This window comes from Agrobacterium sp. D14, assembly GCF_001526505.1.
Taxonomy (GTDB): domain Bacteria; phylum Pseudomonadota; class Alphaproteobacteria; order Rhizobiales; family Rhizobiaceae; genus Agrobacterium; species Agrobacterium leguminum.
Window position 1 is genome coordinate 97,425 of sequence record NZ_ASXX01000008.1, and the last position, 18,363, is coordinate 115,787.

Below are 18,363 nucleotides of genomic sequence, written 5' to 3' on the forward strand. Positions count from 1 at the left end.
CGCGGGCGCCTTACGTTCGAAAATGTCAGTTGCTGACAAGCACCGGCAAGAGATCCGCAGGGATGTCTTGATAGCAAACGGGCCTAAGGAAGCGGTAGATTGCCATCGTGCCAACCGAAGTGGAGCGGCCGTCAGAGGTCGACGGGTACGGCCCGCCATGCACCATTGCTGCCGATACCTCGACGCCAGTCCCGAAACCATTGACCAGCACGCGCCCAGCGAGGAGTTCGAGTTCGGGGATCAGATTGACCGCGAGGGCCTTGTCACCGTCGTCTAAGTGAATAGCGGCAGTCAGCTGCCCTTCTACAGCGCTCAAAACTTCAAAAAGTTCAGTCTGGGTCTTGCATTTCACGACGAGAGAAGCGGCCCCGAACATCTCCTCCTGCATGGTGTGGTCAGACAGAAAGTCCGCGGCAGTCGTTTCGAATAATACCGCCTGTCCTTGATTTTCGGAGCCTCTCATTCCGATCGCCAGTGTCCTCACCTTTGCGTTGGAATTTAATGACTGAGTTCCCCGTACGAACGCATTACATATCCCAGGCGTCAACATCGTCTGAGCTGCGGCCCGCTCGACGGCCACCTTCGCGGCATCACGAAACGCATCCAGCCCTTCGCCTTCCAGAGCGACGATCAGGCCGGGATTGGTGCAGAACTGGCCGGCGCCAAGCGTCAGCGATCCGACGAACGCGGTGCCGATCGACGCGCCGCGCGCCTTCAGAGCTTCCGGCAGCAGGATAACGGGGTTGATACTGCTCATTTCGGCATAAACCGGGATCGGCTGCGGCCGGGCCGCGGCGATCTTCATCAGCGCCGTGCCGCCACCGCGAGATCCCGTGAACCCGACGGCGCGAATCGCCTGTCGGCGACAAGCCCCTGACCGATCGTGCGGCCGGAATCATGAAGCAGCGCGAAGGTGCCCGCCGGCATGCCGCAGTCGGCGACCGCCCTGGCGACCGCGCGGCCGACCAGTTCGGATGTGCCGGGATGCGCGGAATGCGCCTTGACGATGACCGGGCATCCGGCGGCAAGCGCCGACGCCGTATCGCCGCCGGCGACCGAGAAGGCGAGCGGGAAGTTGGAGGCGCCGAAAACGGCGACCGGCCCGACCGGGATGTTGCGCAGCTTGAGGTCCGGCTTCGGCGGCGTGCGCGCCGGATCGGCTGCGTCCGCGCGGCGTTCGAGGAAGCGTCCGGACCGGACTTCGGCGGCGAACATCCTCAACTGGTTGACGGTGCGCATGCGCTCGCCCTCGATCCGACCCTTCGGCAGGCCCGTTTCCGCCATGGCCCGCTCGACCAGCGCGTCGCCGAGATCGAGGATGTTGGCGCCGATCGTTTCGAGAAACATCGCCCGCTCTTCCAGCGGCGTTTCACGATAGGTCTGGAACGCGGCCCAGGCCAGGGACGCCGCCTGTTCGAGGTCCGTCTCCGTCGCGCCTCCGAAGGAAACCGGGAGCTTGTCGCCGCTCGTGGCCTCGATGGCGAAGATTTCGCCGTTCGTGCCGCGCGTCTCCGCGCCGCCTATCAGCAATGTGCCGGTCAGGGTCATTGGTTCTATCCTTTGATCGATTTCAGGCGGGGATGGCGTGTAGCAGGCCGCGCGTATAGCCGAGCGCGAAGCCGAAGAAGCGTTCGCGCGCGGGGTCGAGATCGGAAACGGGAACATGGTCGGGGCACAGGATGCCGGTGTAGCCGACGTGCCTGTAGGCGCGAATCGATGCCGCCATGTCGACGCTGCCGTCGTCCGGGAAGCATTCCGAGAAGTCCAGGTAGCCACCCTTGATGTTGCGGAAGTGGACCATGTAGATGCGGTCGCGGCCACCGAACTCGCGGATCGCCTTGACGACGTAGTCGGATGGATCCTCGGACATTTCCGCGACCGTTCCCTGGCAGAAATTGAGGCCATGTGCCTTGCTTTCCGGCGCGATGTCGAGAAAGCGGCGGATACCTTCGATCGAGCCGACGACATGTTCGACGCCGTTGAGGCCGCCCGGCGGGTAGGCCGGATCGTGCGGATGCGCGGCGAGACGGATGCCTGCCTCTCCAGCCGTCGGAATGACCTGCTCGACGAAGAATTCGAGCGCATCCCAGCCCTGGCGTTCGCTCACGCCGCCCGACTGGTCGCCGCGAACCTGTCCAACTGCTTCCCTGGTACCGAGCGCGTTGGCGGCGATGTCGGAGCCGTGCTGGTCAGCGCCGGGATGGCCGACGCCCCAGTACGAGAATTTCGCGTCGGCATCGGCGTCGTACTGCTTCGCCTGAAAGGCACTGCCGCGAACGCCGCCGCGACCCTCGACGAAGCCGGTGCGGGTGATGCCGACCATCTGGAGATTGTACTTGAGGATGGGAACGCCGCCATCGGCCGCGGCCCGGATGTCCTTGCGCAGGCGCTCGCCGGTCTTCTTCGCCTTTTCCGGATTGTGGATGCTGTCCAGCAGGATGGAATCGACGTCGAGCGCGAGAACGTCGAGCGACATGTCGAAGCCTTCGACCCATTGCCGCTGCGCCTTGACCTTGGCGGCATCCCAGGCGCCGTCATCGTTCTTCAGCTGCTCGTTCGGGCGGCTGTCGATGACGAGGTGCTTGACGCCGTATTGCGTCGACAGGCGAAGCCTCTGTTCGGTCGGGTTGATGATCTGTTCGCCCAGTTCCATGGGGATTACTCCAGTGTTCGGTGATGTCTTCAAATCGGATTCTGCGGCAGATGGATGTCAGCTCTGTCCCATCAGCTTTTTCCAATCGACCAGGCGCATCTCGATGATATCGACCTCGCCCCAGACGCCATCGCGCTTGTAGGGTTCGGTGGCGACATAGGCGTCGAGCGCGGCGCGGTCGGGAAAGTCGAGCAGCATGACGGACCCGACCATGTTGCCGTCTCCGTCCAGCATGGCGCCGCCATCGACCACGCGCCCGTCCGCCTTCATAGTCTTGAGGCCTTCCATATGCTCGGGCCGCGACGCGAGGCGTTTTTCGAGGGTTCCGGGGGTCTTGCTGTCGCGGGCGATGATGGCGAAATGCATCGGGTGTTCTCCTCAGTAGATGGCAGGCTCGTCCACGGGCCGGCCGTGGGACGTCTGCAGGAAATCGAAATCGCAGCCTTCATGCGCCTGCTGTATGTGACGCGAGAACATCCAACCATAGCCGCGTTCGTAACGCGGTTGCGGTGCCACCCATTGCTCTCTGCGGGTAGCGATTTCCTGGTCGGAGGCGAGCAGGTCGAGACTGCGTGCGGGGACGTCGATCCGGATCATGTCGCCGGTGCGCACGAGCGCGAGCGGTCCGCCGATGAAGCTTTCCGGCGATACATGCAGGATGCACGCGCCGTAGCTGGTGCCGGACATGCGTGCGTCGGAAATCCTGACCATATCGCGGACACCCTGCTTCAGGAGCTTCTTCGGGATCGGAACCATGCCCCATTCCGGCATGCCCGGCCCGCCAAGCGGGCCAGCGTTGCGCAGCACGATGACATGCTCGGCGGTGACGTCGAGATCGTCGCTGTCGATCTGCGCCTTCAATGTCGCGTAGTCGTCGAAGACGAGCGCCGGGCCGGTATGCGTCAGGAACCGGGGATCGCAGGAGCTCGGCTTGATGACGCAGCCATCGGGTGCCAGGTTGCCGCGCAGCACGGCGAGCGCGCCTTCGGCATAGATCGGATTATCGAGCGGGCGGATGACGTCGTCGTCATGAACGGTGGCGTCCGCGATGTTCTCGCCGATTGTCCTGCCGTTGACGGTCATCTCGCCGAGATGAAGCTGATCGCGCATCCGGTTCATGAGCGCCGGCAGACCACCCGCGTAATAGAAATCCTCCATGAGGTACGTGTCGCCGCTCGGGCGCACGTTTGCGATGACCGGCACCTCGCGGCTCAGCCTGTCGAAGTCGTCGAGCGAGATATCCTGTCCCGCGCGGCGCGCCTGCGCCAGCACGTGAACGATGGCGTTGGTGGAACAGCCCATCGACATCGCCACGGTAATGCCGTTGAGAAAAGCTTCGCGCGACTGGATCTTCGCGGGCGTGAGATCTTCCCAAACCATAGCGACGACACGTTGGCCCGCATGGAAGCACATGCGGATATGGGCGGAATCGACCGCGGGGATCGCCGAGGCGCCGGGCAGCGTCATTCCGATCGCTTCGGCGATCGCCGTCATCGTGCTCGCCGTGCCCATGGTCATGCAGGTGCCGTAGGACCGCGCGATGCCCGCGGTGATGTCGCCGATGTCCTTGTCGCTGATCGTGCCCAGCCGCCGCTCGTCCCAATATTTGAAGGCATCGGAGCCCGAACCGAGCGTCTTGCCGCGCCAGTGGCCGCGCAGCATGGGACCGGCCGGAACGAAGATCGCAGGCAGGCCGATGCTGGTCGCGCCGAGGAGAAGGCCCGGCGTCGACTTGTCGCAGCCACCCATCAGGATGACACCGTCGATCGGATAGGCCCGCACCATCTCTTCCACTTCCATGGCGAGAAGATTGCGGAACAGAAGCGCCGACGGCTTCAACAGGTTCTCGAACAGGGAAATGGCCGGCAGCTCGAACGGAACGCCGCCCGCCTTGGCGACGCCGCGCTTGACGTCCTCGACCCGCTCGCGGAAATGCGCATGACACGGGTTGATGTCCGACCATGTGTTGATGATGGCGATCATCGGTTTGCCGTTCAGGTCGTCGAGATCAAGACCGAGCTGCATCATGCGCGAGCGATGATTGAAGCTGCGGAAATCGTCGCTCGCGAACCAGCGGGCGCTTCTGAGCGTGTCGGGTGTCTTTATGCGCTTCGTCATTTCAGGACTTGCTCGCGCCGTAGGACGCGATCGCGTCATCCGAAGACGGTCCGGTTTCCAGTTCCGCCCGCTTGATCGGGCCGACGATGACCCAGTAGCTGAAGACGGCCACGATGCCGTGGAGACCCACGAACAGCAGCGCGTTGGCGAACGAGCCCGATCCCGCCACCAGATAACCGATGACGAGCGGCGTCACGATGCCGGCAGTGTTGCCGATCGCGTTGAAGACGCCGCCGGTCACGCCGATGATTTCACGCGGCGCGGTATCGGCGATCACCGTCCAGCCGAGAGAGCCGAAGCCCTTGCCGAAAAAGGCGAGCGACATCAGGAAGACGACCATGAATTCGGAGGTGACATAGTTGCACAGGATCATGGCGCCGGTCAGCAGGAGCCCGATGGTGATCGGCGTCTTGCGGGCGATGCTGAGCGAACCCGTCCGCTTGAGCAGCCAGTCGGAGAAGAAACCCGTGGAGACGCCGCCGATGCAGCCTGCTATCGCCGGGATGGACGCGACGAAACCGGCGCTGAGGATGTCGAGACCCAGGCCCTCCACGAGGTAGGTCGGAAACCAGGAGACGAAGAACCAGGTAATGGCCGTGATGCAATATTGCGCGATGAAGATGCCGACCAGCATGCGGCTGCGAAACAGCGCGAATATCTGACCGCTCGTCGGACCCTTGGCGGCTTCCGTTTTGTCGCGCGGTTCGTCGCCGAGATCGACGAGCCCGCCACCCGCCCTTATATAGGCGATTTCGTTCGTCGTTACCTTGGGATGCTTTTTGGGGACGTGGTAGAAGCGCCACCATGCGATTGCCAGGATGAAGCCCAACCCGCCCATCACGGTGAAGACGTGTTCCCACCCGAACAGATGGTTCAGCCATCCCATCAGCGGCGTGAAGATCGCCAGCGAGAGATATTGCGCGCTGTTGAAGACGGCGCCGGCAATGCCGCGCTCGCTTGACGGAAACCATGCGGCGATGATGCGACCGGAGGCCGGACCGACGGGCGACTCGAATATCCCCAGCAGGACGCGCAGGCACAGCAGCGCGATGAACGGGAACGCGACGTGGGTCACGAAGCCGGTGAGGAAAGTGGCGGCCGACCACAGGATCAGCCCGTAGAAGACCGTGCGTTTCGCGCCGAGCTTATCGACGAGCCATCCGGCCGGCAGATGCCCGAGAACGTAAGCCCAGGCGAAGGCCGAAAATATCCAGCCGAGTTCGATCTTGCTGATGCCGAGCTCACTCGTGAGCCCCGGTCCCGCGACGGAAAGCGTTGCGCGGTCGCCGGTGCTGAATGCCAGCACGATGGTGATCAGAGCAAGAGCGATGTATCTGTAAAAGCCCGCACGCGGGGCTGTCGCCTCTCCCATGGCGCTTCTCCCTGGTTCGAATTCCTCAAATCATGTCGGCCCCGCGCCCGTGCCGGGCACGCCGACGCGGGGCCGCATTGCCTTTGGGAGGCCTTATGGCGACTTGAGGTGATAACCTCGTCCCGCATAGTCGAAATCATGCAGTTGCGCGATTGCCACTGAGGAATCGGCGGGCGAGGCGTAATATGCGCGGATTTCCTTGATCCGGCTCGTCTCCTCGTCGAAGATGTACCATTCGTCACCGCGAAGCGCCGTACCGGCCTTGTTCTTCCAGTGGGTCCATTCGATGACGGCTTCCGGCTCGGTCGATGAGCAAAGGATCTTTTCGATCGTCCACTGAGAGCCGAGGCTCTCGACACACCAGATCCATTTGCGCGCGATCGTGTACGCGCCACGCCACGGGATGTCTGGCAATCCAGGCGGGAAGTAGTGGACGCCGTCAGGCGTGAAGCTATTGACGAGGCCATCATAGTCGGCGGCGTTACAGGCCGCGAAATAGTCGCGGATGGTCTTCTCCATCTGCTTGGGTGTCAGCTTGCTCATTTTTCACTTTCCCGCGCGAATTGTCGGCGCGTCTTCTGGCTTGGAGCCTGCGGCCTTCCACGCCGCGAAATCGGCGCGTGTTTCGTCTGTCGGCGGATAGACGCCATAGAGCGCCTCACCCGAGCCGACCCGGTAGGAAAGATATTTTTCGAGCTCGTCCCGCTTTTCGCAAAGGTCTGCCATTTCGGCCGCGAGATGGCGTGGGATGACTGTGATACCGTCGCCGTCGCCGACGATGATATCGCCCGGGTAGACCGCAACGTCCGCGCAGGCGATCGGAACCTGAAGATCAGCAACGCGATGATAGGAGAGGCGGGTCGAAGCCACCACCATTTGGCCATAGGCCGGGAAGTCCAGCTGAGCCAGTTCCTGTCCGTCGCGGAAAGAACCGTCGGTGACGATCGCAGCGGCTCCACGCATCTTCATGCGCGTTGGCAACATCGCGCCAGCCGATGCGGCTCGCGGATCATTCCTGCTATCGATGACCAACACTTGTCCCTCGCCGATGTTCTCGACGGCTTCCCATTGAAGGTTGTCCTTGTTTGGATGCGGCTTCAGCGTATCAATCGTATCGAGATCCTCACGCGCTGGGATCATCCTCAATGTGAAAGCCTCGCCAGCAAAACGTGCGGCCTCAGTGTTCATAGGCTTGAGGCCTACGAGGAAGCATTGACGCAATCCCTTTTTGAAAAGCTCCGTCGTCAAGGAGCCGCTGGAGCATTCCTTGAGCCTGCTGATGACTGATGTAGGAACATCGATTTCGTGTTGGATCTGATATTTTCCGCCCATTTTCATATCCATTGCATGGCCTACCCAAGTTCAGGTTGATGAGCTATGATATATCCATGATACGGACGGAATTGAAGCAAAACAGAATTTCAGGCCGGCGTTTATCTCATATTATGGACAGGGAAATTGGCATGAATGTTGAGTGGACTGAGAAGCCGGAGAAGGAGACCGTTAAAGGTGCAGCGCTCATCGACAAAGCTTTTCAACTGATAGACATTGTCGGCGCTGCGCCTGGACACGTCAGTATACCCCAGCTTGCTCGTGAAACGGGATGGGCACGTCCCACGCTCTACCGCATCCTTTCTGCCATTACAGCGAATGGGTATCTCAGGCTTGATCCGGTGGCGCAGGGCTACACGCTGGGATACCGTTTCCTAGAGCTTGCCCAAAACGTCTGGTCGGGACCGGATCTTGCGGCGATCGCGAGTGGCGAATTGCGCCGATTGCGCGACATGACCGGAGAGACGGCCTATCTAGCCGTTCCTCATGACGGTGCGATGATGGCGCTTGGCAAATTCGAAGGCACGCACCCTGTCCGGTCTGCGGCGCGACTTGGGATCCGCAAGCCGCTTCACTGCACAAGCCAGGGCAAGGCGATCCTGGCGTTTCTGCCAGAGGCCGAAATGGAACGTCTCGTGGGGGACCAGGAACTTGAGCGTTTCACCGCAAACACGATCATTCAACCGGCGCATTTGAAGCTTCACCTGGCGATCGTGAGGCATCGAGGCTACGCGATCGAAGACGAAGAAATTATCGCCGGCAACCGCTGCGTCGGCGCCGCGATCCTCGATCACGCGGGCAAGCCGGTGGCCGCGATTAGCGTCGCCGGGCCCGTATGGCGGCTGACCAGCGAAAGGGTGGAGCAACTCGGCCCTGAGATCGCGCTTGTCGCGCGCAACATCAGCGCGCAGATGCGAGGCGGCGGCGAGCATGTCGCCGTGACCTCCGGGCATCCGATGGCGCACCCGAAAGCCGGCAAGCTGGCATTCTACGGCAGCGATCCTGTGTGGGACCACGCGCGGCAGTCGGTCCTGTGGATCGATCGGCTCGGGCCTGCCGTGTTCGAGGCAGGCCCGACGGCATTCAAGTCGCATTCGCTGCCCCAGGATGGGCCGGTCCGCGCGGTGAGTTTCGTCAACGGCGCATTGCACGTCTGGCTGCCGGGCGGCAAGACCATCCTGTCAGGCGGCAAGATATCGACATCGGCCGAGCGCGCCGAAATCGACCTGCTTGCGACGGCGGTCCATCCCTCCGGCGCGATCTGGCGCTCGATCAGGGAGGGCGAGGGAAGCCGGATAGAGGGACCTGACGGCAACTCATGGTCGCTCAACGGCCAGGTCGTCGCCCTTGCCTGGGCGCCCGATGGTTCGTCGCTGTTTGCCGCGGATGCCCAGAAGGGAACCATCTACAGTCTCCAGTCCGGCGCGAAGGCGCCCCGGGTTTTCAGTCGTATCGCGCGTGTCTCGGGTGAGCCGCGTGCCATCGCGATCGATCCGGGCGGGCGGCTGTGGGTCGCGCTCTATGACGGCTGGAGCGTCGCGCGCATCTCGGGCGAAGGGGAAATCGAGCATGTCGCGGCCTTGCCCGTGCCGCGCCCGACCGGCCTTGCATTCGGTGGCGAGGACAATCGGAGCCTGTTTATCACGTCGGCGCGTGTCGGCCTCGCAAGGGAAGTTCTCGACAACGCGCCGCTTTCGGGACAGTTGCTTGTCTACAGGCTGTAGCCTTACAGCCGTCCGCGCCGTCGAAGCGCCCGTTCCCGCAGCATGACGAAAATCCCCGAGGCGGCGATGATCGCCGAGCCGCCGGGGACGGCGCCCGTGGGTATCTCGTCGAAGATAAGGATGCCGAAGGCGATGACTCAGAGCATGGACACGTAGTCGAACGGCGCGAGCGCCGACGCTTCCGAAAACTTCAGAGCATGGGTCAGCATCAATTGCGCCGCAGCGCCGGCAATGCCGGTGAAGAGCAGCAGCAGCGCCTGGCGAAGGTCGGGAACCACCCAGCCGAACGGCAGCGTCATCAGGCCGAACAGGCTTGTCGCGAGCGCAAAGTAGAGAACGATGGTCTCCGTTTTTTCCGAACTGGTCATCCTGCGAATCTGGATCGATGCCAGCGCCAGCAGCCCGGCGTACACGAGGGCTAAAAGCGCGCCCAGCGGATCACGATCGGAAATCTGGCCGACGAAAAGATGTTCTGACAGGATCATGGTGATGCCGAGAAATCCGATCACGACGGCGCTCCACCGGTAGACCTGCACCTTTTCCTTCAGCATCACCACGGCGAGGATGACGCCGATCAGCGGGCTCGCGAAGGCGATCGCCTGGGCATCGGACAAAGGCAGCCGCTGGACGGCGGAAAACCAGGCAAGCATTCCCAGGCCGCCGATCAGGCCCCGGAACAGATGGCTGAACGGCTCGCGCGTGCGAAGCGACTGGAGCATGGTGCCTTTCGAGACAAGGAAGAAGCAAACGATCGGCAGCGTCGGGAAGGCGCGGGCGAAAACGATCTGGCCAAGGGGGATGTCGTCGCCCAGGAGCTTGGCCGCCGCGATCGTCGCAGCGGTGAAAAACGTTGCCCCGATCTTCAGTCCGATGCCGGTGAGATACGTGGTCCTGTCGTCGTGCAGCATGGAATTCCGTAAAGTTGTCGATGGAGGGCGGGTGTGCTTGCCGATAAAGGGCGCGCCCTCTTCCCATCTCATAATTTGAAGTCACGTCTTCGATATCGCCACGTTACATGCTTCCGCGTGCCGCCACGAGCAGTAATTTCTCCCAAAAGTCCATATTGTGAGACGGTAATGGTGCAGGCTTGCTGTGTGCCATTGTTCGCGGACGCGGCATCCATCAAGATTATCGCGTGATCAAGGGGAGGATCGTCGGCAACTTCAGGAGCGGCCGGCGTCCATGGAGGCGGGGCCGATGCAAGTGTATCCGGCTACCGAACAACACAGGGAGGTTCCATGAAACATCTTTTCAAACGACGCGCGGTTCTCGCGGGACTGGCAGGGGCGCTTGCCGCAGGCTTGCCGTTCAGCCCGGCAGACGCGAACGCGCAGGAATGGCCATCCGGCACTATCACCTTCATCGCACCGTTCCCGCCGGGCGGCACGAGCGACGCGAACTCGCGGATCATGGCGGAGGCCCTGTCGAAGCGGCTCGGCCAGACCGTCGTGGTGGAAAACCGCCCCGGCGCCAACGGCAATATCGGCCTGTCGCTCCTGTCACGGGCAAAGCCGGACGGCAATACGATCGGGCTGACCGGCGTGGGCTCGAATGCCATCAATCCGAGCCTCTACAAGAAAATGCCGTTCGATAGCGTCAAGGATTTCACGCATATCACGATGTTCGCCGCAGGCCCGAACGTTCTTGTCGTCAACCCCGATTTTCCGGCGAAGACCTTCAAGGAATTCATCGATCTGATCAAGGCGAACCCGGGCAAGTACAATTTCGCAAGCTCGGGCAACGGCGCGTCCGGCCATCTCGCGATGGAGATGCTGAAGGTTGCCGCCGGCCTCGACATCAAGCACATCCCTTACAAGGGCGGCGGCCCGGCAATCACCGACGTGCTGGGTGGTCAGGTGCCGATGCTGTTCGTCAATCAGGATGTCGTGCTGCCGCATATCCAGGCGGGCAAGCTGCGTATTCTGGCGGTCGCCAGCCCGGAGCGAAACAAGCTCTATCTCGACACGCCGACAATCGCCGAGTCAGGCTATCCCGGCTTTTCGGCGATGTCCTGGACGGGGCTTTCCGCGCCTGCGGGCCTGCCGCCTGAAATCGTCGAGCGGCTTCACAAGGAGATGGTGGCCGTCCTCAACGAGCCGACGCTGAAGCAGGCGCTCGAAGCCAAGGGCTATATCGTCGGCGGCAACACGCCGGAGGAATATACGGCGTTCATCGCATCCGAGATCAAGAACTGGGAAGCCGCGGCCAAGTCGTCCGGCGCCACCGTCAACTGATAACCGACTTTTTCGGGCGCTGCGGGTTTCCGATGGACACCTGTGGCGCCCGTCCTGCGGAGTGCACATGAACAGCAGTGTCTTCAATCAAAAAGAGCTCCTGACCGGTATCCTCTATGTGGCATTCGGCGCCGTCGCCGTGATCATGGGGCAGGATTACGGTTTCGGGTCGCTGACCGAGATGGATGCCGGGTTCTTCCCGATCGTCCTCGGATACATCCTGATCGGCATCGGTCTTCTTACCCTCGGTCGTGCCTTCATCCGTGGCGGCGATGGCGAGCCCGGGCCGCTTCGCACCATCTACTGGAAAGGGTTCGCCCTCGTCATCGGCAGCAGCGCGCTCTTCGCGCTTGTCCTGCCATTCGTCGGCCTGATCGTGGCCCTGCCGCTCATGATCCTCATGAGCGCGATGGGGAGCAGCCGGTTCTCCCTGTCCTTGAAATCGCTCGCGCTTCTCGTCTGCTTCAGCGCGGCGTGCATCGGGCTCTTCGTGGAAGGCCTCGGCGTTCCGATGCCGCTCTTCGGCACAGTTTTTGGCTGATATCATGGAAACATTCGCAAATCTCCTGCTCGGCTTCGAGACTGCCGGCACGCTCTACAATCTGCTCTACTGTTTCATCGGCGTGTTTCTCGGAACCGCGATCGGCGTTCTGCCCGGTCTGGGGCCGACGGCAACGATCGCAATGCTGTTGCCGGTCACCTTCGGCTTGCCGCCGGAATCCTCGCTGATCATGCTGGCCGGTATCTATTACGGCGCCCAGTACGGCGGCTCGACCACGGCAATTCTCGTCAATCTTCCGGGCGAATCCGCCTCGGTCGTGACGGCGATCGACGGCTACCAGATGGCGCGTCAGGGGCAGGCCGGCAAGGCGCTCGCCTCCGCCGCGATCGGCTCCTTCGTCGCCGGCACGATCGCCACCTTCCTGATCGCGCTGTTTGCGCCGCCGCTCGCCGATCTCGCGCTCGAATTCGGGCCGGCCGATTATTTCGCGCTCATGCTGCTCGGCCTCGTCGCGTCCCTCGTGCTGGCGTCCGGCTCGATGCTGCATGCGGTCGGCATGATCGTGCTCGGCCTGCTGCTTGGCATGGTCGGCACGGACGTGAACACAGGCCAGATGCGCTACACGTTCGACTATATGGAACTGGTCGAGGGGATCAATTTCGTCGTCGTCGCCATGGGCGTGTTCGGCATCGGCGAAATCCTGTCGAACCTTGGCGACAAGGAGGACAGTCGCTCCATCCTGAGCGGCAAGGTGACCGGCCTGCTGCCCACGATGAAGGACCTGCGGTCCATGGTGGCGCCGGTCCTGCGCGGCACGGGCCTCGGCTCCGTTCTCGGCATCCTGCCGGGTGGTGGCGCGATGCTTGCCTCCTTCGCATCCTACGCCGTCGAAAAGAAGCTCTCGAGAAACCCCGAGCGGTTCGGCAAGGGTGCGATCGAAGGCGTGGCGGGGCCGGAATCGGCGAACAACGCCGGTGCGCAGACCTCGTTCATCCCCATGCTGACGCTCGGCATCCCGTCGAACCCGGTCATGGCGCTGATGATCGGTGCGATGATCATCCAGGGAATTCAGCCGGGACCCTCCGTCATGACGGAGCAGCCCGCCCTGTTCTGGGGCATCATCGCTTCGATGTGGATCGGCAATGTGATGCTGCTCATCCTCAACCTGCCGCTGATCGGCCTGTGGGTGAAGATGATCGCGGTGCCCTATCACTACCTTTATCCTGCCATCCTCGCCTTCTGCACGATCGGCGTCTATAGCCTGAGCAATTCGACCTTCGACATCGTCCTGCTCTCGATCTTCGGGGCGCTCGGCTACGTCATGCGCAAGCTCGACTGTGAGCCGGCGCCGCTGCTTCTCGGGTTCATCCTCGGCCCGATGCTGGAGGAAAACCTGCGACGGGCCATGATGATCTCGCATGGCGATCCGATGGTTTTCGCGCAGCGGCCCATCAGCGCCACGCTGATCGGCTTCGCCATCCTGCTTCTGATGCTCGTTCTCGTGCCGAGCCTTCGCGCCAAGCGGGAAGAGGCCTTTCAGGAGGAAGCCGGCTGACACGATCAGCCTGGCGGCATGGACTTCACGATGTCCAGAAGGAAGGCCCGGGCATCATTGCGTGTCTCGGGCTTCCATGCCGCCACGAGGTCTGCGCGTAGAAGCTTGTCGTCGAGCCGACGCAGCCTGATCTTCCGGAAGACGATATTTCCGAAGCTTACGTTGGCCGCGCTGCTTGGCACGACCGCTAGGCCGAGCCCGGTCGAAACGAGGGACAGGATCGCCTGCGACTGCAGAGGCCATGCCCTTATCTTGGAGCAGTTTGACGAACGCGTTTCGCGGGCGAATAAATCCATGGATCGCCTGACGATGGTCGACAACAGCACGCGAAGCGTCGATCGAGGAAATGCGTAACGAGATCTCCGCACTGTTCGAAGATCAGCGCTGTGACATGCAGCAGACGAGCCCGTTCAACGACACAACGGGGGCAGGGGGGAATGCCGCCGGCGGCGCTTGTTGACGAGGCCGGCACTCACGACCAGCCAGCGCCGACAGCCGTCGATCCTGCGATCGCCACCCAGCAGCAGGCAATAGCCGCCGGCAGCGCTTCCCGCACGGCGCGAGAGCATGCCGGTGCCTCGAAGGCTGCCTAGGACGATCAGCGTCAGCAGATCCTCCGTCAGGCAGAACAGACGCGCCAGCGTGGCAATGACTACGATGGTGCAGAACGGTAACCTTTCGTGCATGGGCTCTGCATCGCTAAGCAGCTTTGGATATCTCTGTCCGCGCTTCGTCATGTGGCCTATTCAGCCGCTAATTCGTGGCGCTAATGGTTGTTCCAACTGTAGATGGTGCATCATACCAACACTGATCAGTGAGGGCAATCGCGCATAGCCCCGGTGTAATCGAGAGGCGACGCGCATGCCGGCCGGTGCCAAAAATGCTCGTGGTTGGCCGGTAGTTTGCGGACAGTATTCCTGCACCTGGACAGGCTCTCCTATCTCGATCTCCCGGCTGGATGACCATTAGCCGGGGACGCCAGTTCTCGGGAGGAATTGTTCACTGCGCGGCTTCGGCGTATGAATGCCAGCGCTTCAGGAATTCATCTCGCTTCGCGGTGGCTTCCGCATCGTTAGTTTCATGAACCGTGATGTCGGGAAGGTTAGGCGAGTCCAAATGGCTTGCGACGTCGATGTCCGAGCGACTCGGTCGGCGAAACGCCTGTTCGAGCATCGCGATTTGTGCAGGTTTTGGCAGTACGATGTCAAACGCCTTTTTCGCTTCAGCCCCAGTTGGAGCGCCCTTGGTCAAAGACTAGAAATCAGGGGTCGTGAACGTTCATTCCTTCGGAAAACGTTGGCGATGGTCGGTCAGGCAGTAGCGAGGCGTTCCAAACGTTAGATCACGCCTCCGCGCCGCGAAACACGATAAGAAGATCCTTAGCGTCGATCTGGTCGCCGGTCCTGACGAGAACCTCGGCAATCGTGCCGTCCCTCTCGGCATGGAGCGCGGTTTCCATCTTCATCGCCTCAATGGAAAGCAGCACGTCGCCGGACTTGACGGTCTGGCCCGACGTGACGGACACGGTGGAGATGACGCCGGGCATCGGTGCGCCGAGATGGGCCGCATTGCCGAGATCGGCCTTGCGGCGCGCGGCGCTGGATGCCGACCGGTTGCGGTCGGGAACCTTGATCAGGCGCGGCTGGCCGTTGATCTCGAAGAACACCTTGACCATGGCCTGCTCGTCCGGCTCGCTGGTCGCCTGATGCAGCACGACGAGAGAAACGCCCTTTTCCAGCTCCGGCAGCAGTTCCTCTCTGGCCGAAAGACCGTAGAAATAGGCCGGCGTCGGCAGGACCGAGACCGGACCGTAGGTATCGGCCGCCAGCGCGTATTCGGTAAAGACCTTCGGATACATGAGATAGGAAGCGAACTCGTTGTCGGAGACCTCGCGACCGATCTTTTCCTCGACCGTCTTGCGCTCGGCATCGAGATCGGCCGGCGCCAGCAGCGAGCCGGGAACGGCGGTGTAGGGCTTCTCGCCCTTCAGCGCCTTCTTCTGCAGGCCTTCCGGCCATCCGCCCGGAGGCTGGCCGAGATCGCCCTTCAGCATCGAGACGACCGAATCCGGAAAGGAGACGTCCTTGGCCGGGTTCTCGACATCGGCGACGTCCAAGTCCTGGCTGACCATCATCAGCGCCATGTCGCCGACCACCTTGGAGGACGGCGTCACCTTGACGATATCGCCGAACATCTGGTTGGCGTCGGCATAGGCCTGCGCCACCTGATGCCAGCGGGTTTCGAGACCGAGCGAACGGGCCTGTTCCTTGAGATTGGTGAACTGGCCGCCGGGCATCTCGTGCAGATAAACCTCGGATGCCGGTCCCTTGAGATCGCTCTCGAAGGCCGCGTACTGGTTGCGCACCGCTTCCCAGTAGAAGGAGATGCGGCGGATCCACTCGGGATCGAGACCCGGGTCGCGCTCGGAACCGGACAAGGCTTCGACGATCGAGCCGAGGCAGGGCTGCGATGTGTTGCCCGAGAAGGCGTCCATCGCTGCATCGACGACATCGACGCCGGCTTCCACGGCCGCCAGAACGGTCGCGGCCGAGATGCCGGACGTGTCATGCGTGTGGAAATGGATCGGCAGGTCGGTCGCCTCGCGCAGTGCCTTGAACAGCACGGTCGCGGCGGCTGGCTTCAAAAGGCCCGCCATGTCCTTCAGCGCGATCATGTGCGCGCCGGCCTTTTCCAGATCGCCGGCAAGCGCCGTATAGTATTTCAGGTCATATTTCGGGCGGGCCGAATTGAGGATGTCGCCGGTATAGCAGATCGTCGCTTCGCAGATCTTGTTTTCCTCGGCGACGGCATCCATCGACACGCGCATGTTGTCGACCCAGTTCAGGCAGTCGAACACCCGGAAGACGTCGATGCCGCCCTTGGCCGCCTGGCGAACGAAATACTTCACGACATTGTCGGGATAGTTCTTGTAGCCGACGCCGTTGGCGCCGCGCAGCAGCATCTGCAACAACAGGTTCGGCGCATCCTCGCGCACCTTCGCCAGACGCTCCCACGGATCTTCCGTCAGGAAGCGCATGGAGACGTCGAAAGTCGCGCCACCCCAGCATTCCAGCGAGAACAGGTTCGGCAACGCCTTGGCATAGGTGGACGCAACACGGGCGATATCATAGGTACGCACACGCGTTGCCAGCAGCGACTGGTGACCGTCGCGCATCGTCGTGTCGGTTATCAGCACCTGGCTTTGCGCACGCACCCATTCGGCGAATTTCTTCGGTCCGAGTTCGTCGAGCTTCCGCTTGGTGCCCGGCTTGATCGGTGCGTCGATATAGGGAACGACCGGCTTTGCCGCATCGACATTCGGCTTCGGACGACCCTTGGCTTCCGGATGACCGTTGACGGTGACATCGGCGAGATAGGTGAGCAGCTTGGTGGCGCGGTCCTGGCGCTTGACCTGCTGGAACAGTTCCGGCGTCGTGTCGATGAAACGGGTGGTATAGCTGTTGTCCTTGAACTTCGGATGGGCGATGATCGCCTCGAGGAAGGTCAGGTTGGTCGCCACACCGCGGATACGGAATTCGCGCAGCGCGCGGTCCATACGGGCAATGGTTTCCTGCGGGTTTGGCGACCAGGCGGTGACCTTGACCAGCAGCGGATCGTAATAGCGGGTGATGACCGCGCCCGGATAGGCCGTGCCGCCATCGAGGCGGATGCCGAAGCCCGAGGCCGAGCGATAGCCGGTGATGCGGCCATAGTCGGGAATGAAGTTCTGCTCCGGATCTTCCGTGGTGATACGGCACTGCAGGGCATGACCGTTGAGGCGGATGTCCTCCTGCTTCGGAACACCCGATTCCGGCGTGCCGATCGCAGCGCCTTCGAGGATATGGATCTGCGCCTTGACGATATCGATGCCGGTGACGACCTCGGTGACGGTGTGCTCGACCTGGATGCGCGGGTTGACTTCGATGAAGTAGAATTTGCCCGAGTCCATATCCATCAGATATTCGACCGTGCCTGCGCCGATATAGTTGGTCGCCTCGGCAATCCGGGTCGAATAGCCGGCCAGTTCCTGGCGTTGAGCCTCGGTCAGATAAGGTGCCGGAGCGCGCTCGACGACCTTCTGGTTGCGGCGCTGCACCGAGCAATCGCGCTCGAACAGGTGAACCACGTTGCCATGGGTATCGCCAAGCACCTGGCTTTCAACGTGGCGGGCACGCTCGACCAGCTTTTCGAGATAGACTTCGTCCTTGCCGAAGGCGGCTTTCGCCTCGCGCTTGGCTTCGGTCACTTCACGGATCAGGTCCTTCGGATCGCGAATGGCGCGCATGCCGCGACCGCCGCCACCCCAGGAGGCCTTGAGCATGACGGGATAACCGATCTCGTCGGCGAGGCGGCGGATTTCAGCCTCGTCCTCGGGCAGCGGTTCGGTCGCCGGAACGACCGGGACGCCGATTTCGATCGCCAGGTTGCGGGCGGCCACCTTATTGCCGAGACGGCGCATCGTGTCGCCCTTAGGGCCGATGAAGATGATACCGGCCTCATGACAGGCATCGACGAATTCCGGGCTCTCCGACAGGAGACCGTAGCCGGGATGGATCGCATCGGCGCCGGAAAGCTTCGCGACGCGGATGACTTCCTCGATCGACAGGTAGCTTTCGATCGGCCCGAGATCGCGGGCAAGATGTGGTCCGCGGCCGATCGGGTAGCTCTCGTCCGCCTTGAAGCGGTGCAGCGCCAGTTTGTCCTCTTCCGCCCATATCGCAACTGTTTTCAAACCTAGTTCATTGGCCGCACGAAACACGCGAATGGCGATTTCAGAACGATTGGCGACGAGTATTTTCGAAATAGACAATGAAGACCCCTTTGATGGACATGGGATGTCGTTCGTGCGAGCAATGGCGCGGCGATTTTTGTT

The 18,363-nt window shown here is 62.1% G+C and carries 15 protein-coding genes and 1 pseudogene; 4 read left to right on the top strand and 12 right to left on the bottom strand.

All coding sequences use genetic code 11. The features are described from left to right. Positions 1 to 25: 25 nt before the first annotated feature. From L901_RS06915 to L901_RS06945, 7 genes and pseudogenes are all read right to left on the bottom strand, one after another. Positions 26 to 1,548 (bottom strand): annotated as a pseudogene (locus tag L901_RS06915) (aldehyde dehydrogenase (NADP(+))). Between the two features lie 22 nt (positions 1,549 to 1,570). Next, positions 1,571 to 2,653: a mannonate dehydratase gene (locus L901_RS06920; protein WP_059754807.1), complete on the bottom strand. Its 1,083-nt coding sequence runs from the start codon at positions 2,651 to 2,653 to the stop codon at positions 1,571 to 1,573. Between the two features lie 57 nt (positions 2,654 to 2,710). Then, entirely contained in the window at positions 2,711 to 3,019 is a 309-nt protein-coding gene (locus L901_RS06925) for a YciI family protein (RefSeq protein ID WP_020810040.1), read from the bottom strand. 12 nt (positions 3,020 to 3,031) lie between these two features. Continuing rightward, positions 3,032 to 4,771: an L-arabinonate dehydratase gene (gene araD, locus L901_RS06930; RefSeq protein WP_059754808.1), complete on the bottom strand. Its 1,740-nt coding sequence runs from the start codon at positions 4,769 to 4,771 to the stop codon at positions 3,032 to 3,034. Between the two features lies 1 nt (position 4,772). Continuing rightward, entirely contained in the window at positions 4,773 to 6,143 is a 1,371-nt protein-coding gene (locus tag L901_RS06935; RefSeq protein WP_059754811.1) for an MFS transporter, read from the bottom strand. Positions 6,144 to 6,236: 93 nt separating this feature from the next. Beyond that, positions 6,237 to 6,686, bottom strand: coding sequence for a nuclear transport factor 2 family protein (locus L901_RS06940; RefSeq protein ID WP_059754813.1), 450 nt, complete (start codon positions 6,684 to 6,686; stop codon positions 6,237 to 6,239). Positions 6,687 to 6,689: 3 nt separating this feature from the next. Then, positions 6,690 to 7,487, bottom strand: a complete 798-nt coding sequence (locus L901_RS06945; protein WP_082710523.1) for a ribonuclease activity regulator RraA — start codon at positions 7,485 to 7,487, stop codon at positions 6,690 to 6,692. Between the two features lie 119 nt (positions 7,488 to 7,606). Here L901_RS06945 and L901_RS06950 point away from each other — a divergent pair, with 119 nt between their 5' ends. Beyond that, on the top strand, positions 7,607 to 9,199 hold the full coding sequence (locus L901_RS06950) for an IclR family transcriptional regulator C-terminal domain-containing protein (RefSeq protein ID WP_183044075.1): 1,593 nt from the start codon (positions 7,607 to 7,609) through the stop codon (positions 9,197 to 9,199). A 137-nt stretch (positions 9,200 to 9,336) separates the two neighbouring features. On the opposite strand, the gene L901_RS06955 is transcribed toward L901_RS06950, so the two are convergent. Continuing rightward, entirely contained in the window at positions 9,337 to 10,107 is a 771-nt protein-coding gene (locus tag L901_RS06955; RefSeq protein ID WP_059754819.1) for a DMT family transporter, read from the bottom strand. A 330-nt stretch (positions 10,108 to 10,437) separates the two neighbouring features. Between L901_RS06955 and L901_RS06960 the strand changes: the two genes are divergently transcribed. From L901_RS06960 to L901_RS06970, 3 genes are all read left to right on the top strand, one after another. Next, positions 10,438 to 11,433, top strand: a complete 996-nt coding sequence (locus L901_RS06960; protein ID WP_020810033.1) for a tripartite tricarboxylate transporter substrate binding protein — start codon at positions 10,438 to 10,440, stop codon at positions 11,431 to 11,433. Between the two features lie 67 nt (positions 11,434 to 11,500). Then, positions 11,501 to 11,974, top strand: a complete 474-nt coding sequence (locus tag L901_RS06965) for a tripartite tricarboxylate transporter TctB family protein (protein ID WP_059754822.1) — start codon at positions 11,501 to 11,503, stop codon at positions 11,972 to 11,974. 4 nt (positions 11,975 to 11,978) lie between these two features. Then, entirely contained in the window at positions 11,979 to 13,490 is a 1,512-nt protein-coding gene (locus L901_RS06970) for a tripartite tricarboxylate transporter permease (protein WP_031233827.1), read from the top strand. A 5-nt stretch (positions 13,491 to 13,495) separates the two neighbouring features. Here the strand turns inward: L901_RS06970 and L901_RS06975 are convergent, their stop codons facing one another. The 4 genes from L901_RS06975 to pyc all read right to left on the bottom strand — a co-directional run bounded on the left by L901_RS06975 (position 13,496) and on the right by pyc (position 18,300). After that, positions 13,496 to 13,786 carry a hypothetical protein gene (locus tag L901_RS06975; protein WP_020810030.1) on the bottom strand — a complete coding sequence of 97 codons (291 nt, stop codon included), beginning with the start codon at positions 13,784 to 13,786 and terminating at the stop codon, positions 13,496 to 13,498. A gap of 114 nt (positions 13,787 to 13,900) precedes the next feature. After that, positions 13,901 to 14,227, bottom strand: coding sequence for a hypothetical protein (locus tag L901_RS06980; RefSeq protein WP_147401464.1), 327 nt, complete (start codon positions 14,225 to 14,227; stop codon positions 13,901 to 13,903). A 262-nt stretch (positions 14,228 to 14,489) separates the two neighbouring features. Then, positions 14,490 to 14,741, bottom strand: coding sequence for a hypothetical protein (locus tag L901_RS26915; protein WP_147401463.1), 252 nt, complete (start codon positions 14,739 to 14,741; stop codon positions 14,490 to 14,492). 91 nt (positions 14,742 to 14,832) lie between these two features. After that, the gene (gene pyc, locus L901_RS06990) at positions 14,833 to 18,300 is read right to left on the bottom strand and encodes a pyruvate carboxylase (protein ID WP_059754828.1); all 3,468 of its coding nucleotides are present in this window, start codon (positions 18,298 to 18,300) and stop codon (positions 14,833 to 14,835) included. Between the last annotated feature and the right edge of the window lie 63 nt (positions 18,301 to 18,363).